The sequence below is a fragment of the Lacisediminimonas sp. genome, assembly GCF_030645335.1.
GTDB lineage: Bacteria > Pseudomonadota > Gammaproteobacteria > Burkholderiales > Burkholderiaceae_D > Lacisediminimonas.
The window spans coordinates 1-10,684 of sequence record NZ_JAUSNH010000148.1 but is presented as its reverse complement, the minus strand read 5'-3'; the positions used below and the strand labels follow the sequence as shown (position 1 = coordinate 10,684).

General features: G+C 60.5%; 12 protein-coding genes and 1 tRNA gene. 8 read left to right on the top strand and 5 right to left on the bottom strand.

Annotated features, from left to right (window positions below):
• The first annotated feature begins 6 nt into the window (after positions 1 to 6).
• The 4 genes from Q7T64_RS10535 to Q7T64_RS10520 all read left to right on the top strand — a co-directional run bounded on the left by Q7T64_RS10535 (position 7) and on the right by Q7T64_RS10520 (position 4,953).
• The gene (locus tag Q7T64_RS10535) at positions 7 to 1,245 is read left to right on the top strand and encodes a TolC family protein (RefSeq protein ID WP_304795279.1); all 1,239 of its coding nucleotides are present in this window, start codon (positions 7 to 9) and stop codon (positions 1,243 to 1,245) included.
• 64 nt (positions 1,246 to 1,309) lie between these two features.
• The gene (locus Q7T64_RS10530) at positions 1,310 to 3,421 is read left to right on the top strand and encodes an ATP-binding cassette domain-containing protein (RefSeq protein ID WP_304795277.1); all 2,112 of its coding nucleotides are present in this window, start codon (positions 1,310 to 1,312) and stop codon (positions 3,419 to 3,421) included.
• Positions 3,418 to 4,569 (top strand): HlyD family type I secretion periplasmic adaptor subunit, encoded by a 1,152-nt coding sequence (locus Q7T64_RS10525; protein WP_304795275.1) that lies wholly within the window; start codon positions 3,418 to 3,420, stop codon positions 4,567 to 4,569. Before Q7T64_RS10530 ends, Q7T64_RS10525 begins: the two co-directional genes overlap by 4 nt.
• Positions 4,570 to 4,698: 129 nt before the next feature.
• A complete protein-coding gene (locus Q7T64_RS10520; protein WP_304795273.1) occupies positions 4,699 to 4,953 on the top strand; it encodes a DUF1488 family protein in 255 nt (84 codons plus the stop codon).
• A gap of 19 nt (positions 4,954 to 4,972) precedes the next feature.
• On the opposite strand, the gene Q7T64_RS10515 is transcribed toward Q7T64_RS10520, so the two are convergent.
• On the bottom strand, positions 4,973 to 5,695 hold the full coding sequence (locus Q7T64_RS10515) for a hypothetical protein (protein WP_304795271.1): 723 nt from the start codon (positions 5,693 to 5,695) through the stop codon (positions 4,973 to 4,975).
• A 275-nt stretch (positions 5,696 to 5,970) separates the two neighbouring features.
• On the opposite strand from Q7T64_RS10515, the gene Q7T64_RS10510 reads away from it, so the two are divergent.
• Both Q7T64_RS10510 and Q7T64_RS10505 read left to right on the top strand, forming a co-directional pair.
• A complete protein-coding gene (locus Q7T64_RS10510; RefSeq protein ID WP_304795270.1) occupies positions 5,971 to 6,120 on the top strand; it encodes a lmo0937 family membrane protein in 150 nt (49 codons plus the stop codon).
• 10 nt (positions 6,121 to 6,130) lie between these two features.
• The gene (locus Q7T64_RS10505; RefSeq protein ID WP_304795268.1) at positions 6,131 to 6,349 is read left to right on the top strand and encodes a hypothetical protein; all 219 of its coding nucleotides are present in this window, start codon (positions 6,131 to 6,133) and stop codon (positions 6,347 to 6,349) included.
• 153 nt (positions 6,350 to 6,502) lie between these two features.
• Here the strand turns inward: Q7T64_RS10505 and Q7T64_RS10500 are convergent, their stop codons facing one another.
• Both Q7T64_RS10500 and Q7T64_RS10495 read right to left on the bottom strand, forming a co-directional pair.
• Positions 6,503 to 7,267 carry a DNA/RNA non-specific endonuclease gene (locus tag Q7T64_RS10500; protein WP_304795266.1) on the bottom strand — a complete coding sequence of 255 codons (765 nt, stop codon included), beginning with the start codon at positions 7,265 to 7,267 and terminating at the stop codon, positions 6,503 to 6,505.
• 196 nt (positions 7,268 to 7,463) lie between these two features.
• Positions 7,464 to 8,231: a fumarylacetoacetate hydrolase family protein gene (locus tag Q7T64_RS10495; RefSeq protein WP_304795264.1), complete on the bottom strand. Its 768-nt coding sequence runs from the start codon at positions 8,229 to 8,231 to the stop codon at positions 7,464 to 7,466.
• A 207-nt stretch (positions 8,232 to 8,438) separates the two neighbouring features.
• Between Q7T64_RS10495 and Q7T64_RS10490 the strand changes: the two genes are divergently transcribed.
• Positions 8,439 to 8,708, top strand: a complete 270-nt coding sequence (locus tag Q7T64_RS10490; protein WP_304795261.1) for a hypothetical protein — start codon at positions 8,439 to 8,441, stop codon at positions 8,706 to 8,708.
• 340 nt (positions 8,709 to 9,048) lie between these two features.
• Here the strand turns inward: Q7T64_RS10490 and Q7T64_RS10485 are convergent.
• Both Q7T64_RS10485 and Q7T64_RS10480 read right to left on the bottom strand, forming a co-directional pair.
• A tRNA-Leu gene (locus Q7T64_RS10485) sits at positions 9,049 to 9,138 on the bottom strand.
• Positions 9,139 to 9,495: 357 nt separating this feature from the next.
• Positions 9,496 to 9,789 carry a DUF378 domain-containing protein gene (locus tag Q7T64_RS10480; protein ID WP_304795259.1) on the bottom strand — a complete coding sequence of 98 codons (294 nt, stop codon included), beginning with the start codon at positions 9,787 to 9,789 and terminating at the stop codon, positions 9,496 to 9,498.
• A 602-nt stretch (positions 9,790 to 10,391) separates the two neighbouring features.
• Between Q7T64_RS10480 and Q7T64_RS10475 the strand changes: the two genes are divergently transcribed.
• The coding region (locus tag Q7T64_RS10475) for a DUF1178 family protein (RefSeq protein ID WP_304795257.1) at positions 10,392 to 10,684 on the top strand (293 nt) is incomplete at its 3' end.

Here is a 10,684-nt window from a genome sequence, read left to right as displayed (position 1 = left end):
ACTGCCATGAATTCAATTTTCCTTCCACGATTTGCCCGGCCAGCACGACTTGTGCTGCTGGGCTTTTCCCTCCTGCTTGGCGCGGCGCAATCGCATGCCCAACAAGCATGGACTTTTGCCCAACTGCTGCAATCGGCCACCGACAGCCATCCGCTGATGATGGGCAAACGCTCGGCGCAGGAGGCCGCGCGTGCCGAAAAATCCGGCGCCGAGTGGGCCCGCTATCCGACCCCGTCGCTGGAAGCGACCAGCCGCAACGTCAATGGCAGCAGCGGTGTGGCGCGACTGGAGCAACCGATTTATAACGGCGGCCGCATTAGCGCCAGCATCGACGCGGCAGGCAGCCGGCTTGATGCAGCCGGCGCATCGATCGAGGAAACCCGGGTCGACCTGCGGCTGCGCGTGATCGCCGCCATGGTCGAAGCCGTCCGGCAAAAGGCGCGCTTGCAGCAAGCCGACGCCAGCGTGGCGGAACATCGCCGCCTGCTCGACATGATCGGCCGTCGCGTCAGCCGCGAAGTCAGTTCCGCAGTCGACCAGAGCCTGGCGCAGGCGCGCTTGTACCAGGCCATCAACGACCAGTCGCAGATCGCGCAGGGCTACCGGGTCGCGCTGACCCAACTGAGCCAGCTGGCCGGCCGGCCGGTGGCCGACGTCAGCACCCAGGGCCTGACGCAAGCGGGCACACCGTCCGGCATCGAATCCGCGCGTGACCTGGCAAACAACTATTCGCCTGTGTTGCAGCGGCTGGGCTTTGAAGAGGCGGCTGCCAGTTCAGACATCGGCGTGCGCCGTGGCGCCTTGTATCCGCAGCTGGCGTTCCGGCTGGAGCGGGCACTAGGCGGCACCAGCGAAAGCCGCGCACTGGTCGTGCTGCAGGCGCAACCAGGAGCTGGCCTGTCGGCACAGTCCGGCGTGGATGCAGCCGTTGCCCGTCGCGAGGCGGTACGGCAGGCGCGCGAGGCGGCACTGCGCGAAATCGACGAACGCATCACGCTGGACTGGAATGAATTGCAAGCGGCAAACCAGCGGCTGGAGAATGCGCTGCAGGCGCGACAAATGTCGGGCGACGTATTTGCCTCCTACACCCGGCAGTACGTGATCGGGCGCAAGAGCTGGCTGGATGTGTTGAATGCCGTGCGTGAATCCACCCAGGCTGATTTTGCGGTCGAGGATGCGCGTGCGCAGGCATTGGGCGCGAGCTTGCGGCTGCGGGCGCAGACCGGCACGCTGGCGGCGCAGTGAGCGGCAATCACAGCCAGGGATCGGTAGCGGCTGCAATGATGAACAAGAAATCCAGGGAAACGATGTGAAGAATGTGAATCCATTGCTGCGACAAGGCTTGCCCAACCTGTTGGAACGGGCCGCACGCCTGGCGCGGCAGCGCGTCTCGTCCGCACGGCGCACGGCGCTGGACCGCGCCGTGGACGACGCTGCCGACAACGCCAATGCGCGGCAACTGTTTGCGCTGGCTTGGCGCAGCGCCGAGCTCGGTGGTGAACCATCCGTCCTGAACAATCCCTCTGCCGCCGACTTGCCGTTTGTGGCTTTCCACCAGGTGCATGGCTGGTTGCTGCTACAGCGCCGCAACGGCGACGGCAGCTGGCAGGCCGAGTCGGCGGGCGGCGTTGCCACAGCGCTGGCTGAGCTGGCCGGCGCGGAATGTTTTTCGCTGCCGGTGCGGCAAAATGCCGGCAAGCTGCCGACGGCGCTGCAACTGGTGGGCGCGGCAATCTGGCGCCGTCGCGGCGTGTTTTTCGATGCGGTGCTGGCAACCGCGTTGGCCAGCTTGCTGGCGCTGGGCACCTCGCTGTATTCGATGCAGGTGTACGACCGCGTGATTCCGAATGCCGGCTACAACACCTTGTGGGTGCTGTCGGTCGGCGTGCTGTTGTCGGTGGCGCTGGAATTCATGCTCAAGCAGGTGCGCAGCCATGCGGTCGACAAGACCTGCAAGGCGATCGATTCCGAACTGTCCGAATGGTTTTTCCGGCGCATGCTGGGCATTCGCATGGAGGCGCGGCCGGCATCGGTGGGCACGCTGGCGTCGCAGGTAAAAGGGTTTGAGCAAGTGCGCGCGGTGCTGGCGTCGACTTCGCTGTTCGTGCTGGCTGACGTGCCATTTTCGATTTTGTTCCTGCTGGTGATCGGCATGATCGGCGGCTGGATCGTGGTGGTGCCCCTGGTGGCCTTGCCGCTGGCCCTTGTTTGCGGCCTGGTGTTCCAGCGCGTGATCCAGCGCCATACGCGCGAGAACCTGGCTACCAGTTACAAGAGCGCCGGCCTGTTGGTGGAGGCGGTGGATGGCGCCGAATCAGTCAAGGCATCCAGCTCCGAATGGCTGTTGCAATCGCGCTGGAACCGGCTGGTGGCAGAAGGCACCGCCGCCGAGCAGGCGATCCGCATGCATTCCTCGCTGTCGCAAAACCTGACTGCCACCCTGCAACAGGTCAGTTATGTGCTGCTGGTGGCAACCGGCGCGTGGATGGTGACCGACAACAAGCTGACGATGGGCGCATTGCTGGCCTGCTCCATCATCGGCAATCGCGCGATGTCGCCGATCATCCAGTTGCCGGGCGTGATGGTGCAGTGGGCGCATGCCCGGGCCGCCATCGAAGGCATCGACAAGATCATTTCGCTGCCCAATGAAGAAGATGACGCGCATGCGCACCTGGCGCCCGGTGTGCTGGACGGCGACATTGGCATCGAGCGGGTTCGCTTTGCCTATGGCGGGCAGCAGCGCAATGCGCTGGAAGTCGACAACATCGGCATTACGCGCGGTGGCCGGGTCGCGCTGATTGGCCCGATCGGTTCCGGCAAGAGCACGCTGTTGAAGCTGGCTTCCGGCCTGTACCGACCGACCGAGGGCAAGGTTTACCTGGACGGCATGGATGCAGCACTGCTGTCGCCGGCAATGGTGCGCGAACATGTCGGTTACCTGCCGCAGGAGGCGCGGCTGTTTTCGGGAACGCTGCGCGAAAACCTGTTGCTTGGCCTGACCGACCCCGGCGATGAAGCGATCCTGGCAGCAGCCGAACGCACCGGCTTGTCGGACCTGATCCTGGGCCAGCCGCGCGGCCTGGCGCTGGAAATCACCGAAGGCGGACGCGGGGTTTCCGGCGGACAGCGGCAACTGATTGCGTTCACCCGGATGCTGCTGGCCAAGCCCAAGGTCTGGCTGCTCGACGAGCCGACCGGCAACATGGATTCCGCCACCGAGGCGCGGGTGGTGCAGGTATTGCGCGACGTCGCGCAGCAAGGTGCGACCTTGTTGATCAGCACCCACAAGAACGCGGTCATGCCGCTGGTGGACCGCATCATCGTGCTGCAGGGCGGGCGCGTGGTGGCTGATGGCCCACGCAATGAAATCATGGCGAAGCTGGCGGGTCGCCCCGCCGCCGCCCAGGGAGCCGCAGCATGATGCAGCAAGAGAAGCGAACGGGCAGGGCGCTGGTGTGGGGCAGTGTGCTGGCGGTAGCCGGATTCGTGTTGTGGGCGCAGTGGGCCGAGCTGGACCAGATCACCCGCACCAACGGCCAGGTGATCGCCAGTTCGCGCAACCAGGTGATCCAGGTGCCCGAAGGCGGCGTGCTGGCCGAGATGCCGGTGCGCGAAGGCGGCCTGGTCAAGCGCGGACAATTGCTGGCGCGCTTTGACAAGACCAAGGCGGAAGCGGGCTACCTGGAAAGCCAGGCCAAGCTGGCTGCCTTGAGCATGACGATGGCGCGGCTGCAGGCAGAAGTGTTCGGCCGCCAGCTGGTGCTGCCGGGCGATGCCGGACGCTACCCAGAATTTCGCGACAATCAGATGGCGCTGTACCGCAAGCGGCAAAGTGCGCTGCAAGAAGAAGTGCAAGCGCTGGAGAGCGCGCGCCAGTTGGTGAAGGAAGAGCTGGAAATGAACCAGCCTTTGCTCAAGACCGGCGACGTCAGCCGCGCCGAAGTGATCAAGCTGCAGCGCCAGTTGGTCGATGTGCAGGCGCAGATTACCAACCGCCGCAACAAGTTCCTGCAAGACGCGCAGACTGAACTGGTCAAGGCGCAGGAAGACCTGGCCAGCGCCCAGCAAATCGCCGCGCAGCGCAAGGAGCAGCTCGACTTTACCGAAGTGCGCTCGCCGATGGATGGCGTGGTGCGCAACGTGCGCCTGACTACCTTGGGCGGTGTTGCCCGTCCCGGCGAAGAGATCATGCAGATCGTGCCGGCGGACGATGACCTGATCGTGGAAGCCAAGGTGCGGCCGGCCGACATTGCCTTCGTCAAGCCGGGCCTGCCGGCGACCGTCAAGATGGATGCTTACGACTATTCGATTTATGGCGTGTTGAATGGCAAGGTAGCCTACATCAGCGCCGACACCCTGAATGAAGATGTGCGCGGCAATGAACAGCCGTATTACCGCGTGCAGATCAAGACCACCGGGCGCAACCTCGCCGGCCGTGAAAATGAGAAAATCGACATCACTCCCGGCATGACGGCGACGGTGGAGATCAAGACTGGCCAGCAGACCGTACTGCGTTACCTGACCAAGCCGGTCACCAAGACGGTTCGCGAGTCGATGGGGGAGCGCTGATCAGGATGCAATGTTCTTGCCTGTCCGCACTGGCCAGAAATTCATATACACGAGGCAGTAAACAGCGTACACATGAGCGCGACCCGAAGCGCCGATTTCCGGCCATTGGGATAACCACGAGGAATAGTGATGAGTGAGGCAATAAGCGCGACGTCAACCACCAATGCGGGCGTTGAATTTTCAGTGCGCGTCGAGAGCGCCAACCATGCTTGCCTGATCACGCATGAAGCGCTGGTTCACCTGTCCGGACGCAACCTGGCCAAAGCCGAAGCAGAAGCCGTGTTTCGTGCATTCGAGCCGAAGATAACCGGTATTGCACGGCGGCAGATCCATGCCGGCGTTGGCGGCAAGCCATTGGTGCTGGGCCCTGCCGCTTTCCCCTGAACGTTGCCCGGTCGCCGCCTTATCCCGGCGGCTTGGGCTCACCGTTGAGCAAGCCGGGTATCGCCGCGTTGCAGACTGCCAGCGATTTCGCCCTCATCGCGTGGTTATCTATCAGGCCATGCTGGTTATTGTGCTGGCTGAAGATCCGGTGCGCACTGGTCGCAATCGAACTTTTCATTTGCCGGATCGCCATGTTCAGCCCCTGCGGGGTGGTAGCAATGGGGCCTTGATTCTCGAATTGACGCCGTAGTAGTGCCCGGCGCAATTCCTCCGCCGCTTTTTCCATCGCCTCGTTGTTGAAGACGACATGCGTCATTTCATGATCGACCACGTAATGGTAAGCGCAGGGGTCTTGCGTCAGTTCGCTTGCCACGAATACGTTCATGACGCGAAAGCTCAGATCCACGCTCACCATCGGTGAGAAGCACAGTTCGGTGGGGGAAAGCAGCCATTGTTCCGCACTGATATCGACCGTCACCTCCAGCAAGCCATCGGTCCAGCCTGCGATTGCACCGTTGAATGTGGTTTCGGATGCTTGCTTGACGGTCTGGGCGAGTTGTTTGCCCGGCAGCGTCTTCACTTCAGGACGGGCAGGTATGAACTGGACTTTTACATAGGCGGGCGGCAGCTTCTGCTGACATTCCCGGGTCTGCTGCGGCGTCAACGCGGAAGCGGAACTCGCCCATAGAGTGCTGGCCAGTATGGCGATGGCGATCGCAATGATCTTCGTTATCCCGCGCATTTCCAGTCTCCAGCGACTATCTGGTTCGCATGACAAGCATCATGCAGTCGCATTTTGTTTCCGTATAGAAACAGTATAGGCTCTCTGAATTTCCGCATGGAAATATTTTTCGCGGCCGTGTCTTGTTCCGGATCCAGGGCGTGGCCAGATCAGGCGTCGCTCGCATGTGCGTGCGCTTGCGTACATACCTTCAGCGGTGAAGGCGCTAACTTGCATGCCTGAGTGCTGACAAACAGTCCGCCTCCATTTTTCGCAACGAAAACCGGGACAAAACTATGTTGGAAACGATTGCAATTGTGTTGGTCATCCTTTGGCTGCTGGGCATGGTCTCGGCGACCACCTTGGGTGGCTTTGTCCACGTCCTGTTGGTGATCGCTGTCGTCATCATCCTGGTGCGCGTAATTCGCGGCCGCAAACCTTTTTAAGGAGCAGCGCATGAATGCATTGAAAGTCATTGCGGTCTTGCTGATCGCCGCCGGCCTGTTCGGTGTCGTGCGCGGCGGCTTCAGCTATGTAACGCAAACGCACAAGGCCGAAATCGGCTCGATGCATTTCAGCGTCGACGAGAAGCAGCGGATTGATTTTCCGCTGTGGGCAAGTATTGGCGCGATTGTCGCCGGTACCGTCTTGCTGGTGACGGCACGCAAGCCTTGATCTGATGGCAGGGGAGACCGGCAGGCAGCGTTTGCTGAGACGAAAGGCTATGCAGGCCGGGCTGATGACGGGGGCGTGAAGGGCCATTTTGGTCAAGGCCCGCCTCAGGCGCCTGGATACTTCCTATCGTTCCATTGATCCGGCGGCGCTTGCCTAATCGTCCACAGACAAGAATTTGATGCCGGTCCTCTCCACTAACTCAGCGTAGCTGATCGGCTTGGCGACCTTCGCTGTGTCGGAATTTTCAAGCCAGTGCGCCCAGGCTCGCTTGGTAGCCGGGTCATAGACCAGCTTGAACAGATGGCTTGGAACGGCGACACGGCCTGGTCCGATAGATTGCGAGCCGGACATGTACACCGGGCCAGTAATGGCAAATACCGGCCCCGCAGCCCGCATAACGTATTTCCTCGTCGCTTTTTCGATACTGGCCCAGGCCCGGCGATTGTTGATTGGCGCCTGGGGCACAATGTTCGCCAGTGAAAAGCTCTGGCTCATCATGGCAGCGTTCGCCATATCGCCGGCCGGCGCCATGTGGCCCCTGTCATAACCGCTACCGCGGTAGTCCTCGAGCGTGGCGCGGTCTGCGAAGGGAAGCCGCGCGTCCTGGAAAAATGAGCCTGACCTTGCTTCATCACGTGCCTGAAGAAGCCCTTCCTTGGAAAGACGCTGCGCCACAAAGACTGGCGTCTTGGTTTTTCCGGAATACAGGATCGCGAAGCCGTCGTAACACAATGCTTTCGTGCGCGCCAGCAGATGCGTCGGTACGAGCGGCGGCTTTGCATCCGCAAAGAACTGTGGGCAGGCTGAAAATCCAGAGGCGCCAGTGAGTGAGGTCCGGGCGGGTGTTGCCTGTGCGCTGCACACCGTGAGGGTCAGCAAGGCAGCGGTCAAAACCGCCAGGCCGCGGCCCGGGGTCATTTGTGCTTGATATTTTTGGTGCTCATGCGCGGACGCTACGCGCTAAGTTTCCCTTTAGCAATGGTGCGATCGTTTCATTCGTTAATCGGATATCGTATCCGCACAATACGCGGATCATCCGGCGGCGCAATTGAAAAGGGAGCGGCAAAGCCGCTCCCTTTCCTCGTTCAGGCCGTGCCTGGATTCAAGCCAGGGCTTACACCACTTTCACGGTGATCTCCGGCAGTCCGTCGATATGACCCTGCATCACGTCGCCCCGGACGACCGGTCCGACATTTTCCGGCGTACCCGAATAGATGATGTCGCCAGGGAATAACTCGAAGGCTTCCGACAGCTTGCTGATCTGCTCCGCGACGGACCAGATCATCTGATTCAGCGTGGCACGCTGCTTCACGTTGCCATTTACCTTCAAGGTAATGGCGCCCTTGGTGAAGTGACCGACCCTTGATACCGGATGAATCGGGCCGATCGGCGCCGAGCGGTCAAAGCTCTTGCCAATCTCCCACGGCTTCTTCTGGTCGCCCATGAATCGCTGCAGGTCGCGGCGCGTCATGTCGAGGCCGACTGCATAGCCGTAGACCAGCTCGAGCGCCTTGTCGATCGGAATATTGCGTCCGCCTTTTGCCAGTGCGGCGACCAGCTCGATTTCGTAATGATAGTTCTTGGTCAGCGGCGGATACGGGTGATCGACGGTCTGGCCCACCGGCACCAGCTGAATCGCATCGGTCGGCTTCTGGAAAAAGAATGGCGGTTCACGGGTCGGGTCCGAACCCATTTCACGCGCATGCGCCGCGTAATTCCGGCCGATACAGTAAATGCGGCGGACCGGGAACATGTCGGACGTGCCGACAATGGGAATCAAGGTATGCGCCACCTTGAACGGCGTCTTGGCGTCACTGTCGGCCGTTGTCGGCAATGCGCAACCGGCGATGGCGCCGATTCCGGCCGTGGCCGCGGTCTTCATCAGGCTCCTGCGTGCTGTATCCACCTTGTCTCCCTTTGTTTTTAATGCCGGGAGGACATTATAGGCAGACTCGGGCGTGGAAATTTGGCGCGAATGAGAAACTACGGAGGGGGCGCGTTCTTCGTGGTTAATAGGCATCTCCGTGCCAGTTGATCAATGGCCGGGTGCCTCTTACCGACGAGGCCGCATTGCTACTAGAGCGGGTACTTGGCAGCAACGCCGGATTTTGGCTTGAGCGAACGTCGATGCTATGAGGCCCAGTACAACAACTACATGACCTTCGAGATTCTGGATCGCCTGGGGCAGCAGCGGCATTACCAAATGTATTTCCGGGTGGACCTGACCCGACGAGGGGAACAATGCCTCTTGCTATTCCTACAGTCTGCGTTCGAGCGTGAGCAGCCAAAGCATGTGCAGAGAATGAAGCCGCGTTTATTCAAAGCAATTTGCGCGGATGCACTGCGCAAAAAGAAGTAGCCCCTGGACTCTTTCGAGGGCAGGGGCTACGTACATCTAGTCGGTCACCTCTTGAATATCTGCACAGTGTGCAGACCGGTTGCCCGGCGGGTAGCAGCTGCGATCCGCGAGAAGCTGCCTTGACTGCAAGGTAACCCGCCATCCAACTTTTGGTCAAGCGGTGTGAGGTAAAACAGTCCACTCCCTTGAGCTGACTCCGGATAAAAAAGGGGCTAGCGAATCGATAGTTTTCCGGAAAGACCAGCATCGGATGGCAAAAAAATGCACAGTCGACGATTTTGGGTGAGCTGGAAACCGGACTTCTTCACCTGCCCGCCAAGGGCCGTTTTCCCTATGAACTTGGTGCCCGAGACCGGAATCGAACCGGTAAGCGCTGTTCAGGCGCGGCGGATTTTAAGTCCGCTGTGTCTACCAATTTCACCACTCGGGCGGTGTGACGGATGCCTGTTGCCGCCCACAGCGTCCAGCGACGCGCGATGTGGTGGCTTTGGCAAACCCGTCATTGCAGAGGGCGCGATTTTAGCACGTGCCCAGCACCTTTCTGGCGAAGCGGTTTGCCCTGCAACAAGGCAGGTCGGCGCCGGAGGAAACCGAGTGGATATTGTGATTCAGTGAGGCGCTCGCCCAGTCGAGCGCTGAGTCTGTCGTCGGTGACGATGTGCGTATGAAAGCGCGCGCATGGTGGCGACATCCCGATCGCCCCGGGCCGTTCTCCCGGAGCCGCCTTCTGTATAGAAATGCCGGTCACGTAAGCACGATATGGCGCTGCGGTGCAGCGCCACCCGACTCACTGACGCTTGCTCGACAGCCTGCTGCCGAGATAGATCGAATACAGTGCAGACACGCCGACGGCGACATAAACGATGCGCGAAGCGGTGCTCATTTCGCCAAACAGATAGGCGACCAGGTCAAAGCCGAATAAGCCAACCAATCCCCAATTGACGCCACCGACGATCAGCAACAGCATCGGTATCCATTCGGCGGCCTTCATCCGGACTTCGCTGCCGGTGGTGCTGGTTCCGAATTCAGAGCGGCGGTCGGGAATATGCCTTCTTTCAGTAAAGTCAGTCGTACTTGCCATTGCAGGATTCCTTTCATGACACGGTGACCCAAGGCAAACCGCAATGATTGATTGCGGTTTGCGCGGTTTAATTGCTTATGCGATTAGCGAAAGGGCGGATTCGTCCGCCCACAACGAGGCGCTGCAAGCGCTCGGGATGACGACGGCAGATCCAGCCGACAGCGTCAGCCAGACGGCGAGGTCCCGGCATCTGGAACGCATCCGCTGCCTGCGACCGGCAAGCGTCACAGGCAGCGTAGCGTTTGCTGTCAACATCGATCACACCGCATCAGAACTGTATTTGGTCCGGCAAGGTGCCGGGGGGCGGATCGGATGTACCCATGCCGGCACAGCCGGCCACCAATGCAATGACAACCGCAACAATTAATTTTTTCATTTCGCTCTCCAGGTCAGATAAGCGGCGCGGGATCGGGCCGGGCACGATCCACAAGCAGGCAACGGCGCCGCCAAGATGTGCCGCTTGCAGTTAACACAGTAGTCCCCGCAGCGCACAATGCGGGTGATGACTTTGCGTAGCTTGCGGTACCATAAGACCCGGTTCACTGAAGTTGCAATGTCCTGACTTTTATACTTTGCAACCAGCACCTCCAACTGATCACGCAATGAAAGTCTATAACCTCAACTGCAATAACAACCATGCTTTCGAAGGCTGGTTCTCGTCGGCTGAGGATTTCCAGAGCCAGTCTGACGGCCAGCGCATTGCGTGTCCGTTATGCGGTTCGGTTGCAGTCACGCGCGTTCCCTCTGCTGCCAGGTTGAACCTTTCCGGAGCGCCGGTACCATCTGAACTCGATGAAGCCGCCAGCAAGATGCGCGAAAGCCTGAAGGCCCTGGCCCAGCATGTGATTGCCAACACGGAAGACGTTGGCGAAGCATTTGCCGAAGAGGCCCGCAA

What these genes read in the sequence shown, in the direction of transcription:
- Q7T64_RS10535 (WP_304795279.1), top strand. Translation starts at nt 7, where the DNA reads ATGAATTCAATTTTCCTTCCACGATTTGCCCGGCCAGCACGACTTGTG.
- Q7T64_RS10525 (WP_304795275.1), top strand. Translation starts at nt 3,418, where the DNA reads ATGATGCAGCAAGAGAAGCGAACGGGCAGGGCGCTGGTGTGGGGCAGT.
- Q7T64_RS10520 (WP_304795273.1), top strand. Translation starts at nt 4,699, where the DNA reads ATGAGTGAGGCAATAAGCGCGACGTCAACCACCAATGCGGGCGTTGAA.
- Q7T64_RS10515 (WP_304795271.1), bottom strand. Translation starts at nt 5,695, where the DNA reads ATGCGCGGGATAACGAAGATCATTGCGATCGCCATCGCCATACTGGCC.
- Q7T64_RS10510 (WP_304795270.1), top strand. Translation starts at nt 5,971, where the DNA reads ATGTTGGAAACGATTGCAATTGTGTTGGTCATCCTTTGGCTGCTGGGC.
- Q7T64_RS10505 (WP_304795268.1), top strand. Translation starts at nt 6,131, where the DNA reads ATGAATGCATTGAAAGTCATTGCGGTCTTGCTGATCGCCGCCGGCCTG.
- Q7T64_RS10500 (WP_304795266.1), bottom strand. Translation starts at nt 7,267, where the DNA reads ATGACCCCGGGCCGCGGCCTGGCGGTTTTGACCGCTGCCTTGCTGACC.
- Q7T64_RS10495 (WP_304795264.1), bottom strand. Translation starts at nt 8,231, where the DNA reads ATGAAGACCGCGGCCACGGCCGGAATCGGCGCCATCGCCGGTTGCGCA.
- Q7T64_RS10480 (WP_304795259.1), bottom strand. Translation starts at nt 9,789, where the DNA reads ATGGCAAGTACGACTGACTTTACTGAAAGAAGGCATATTCCCGACCGC.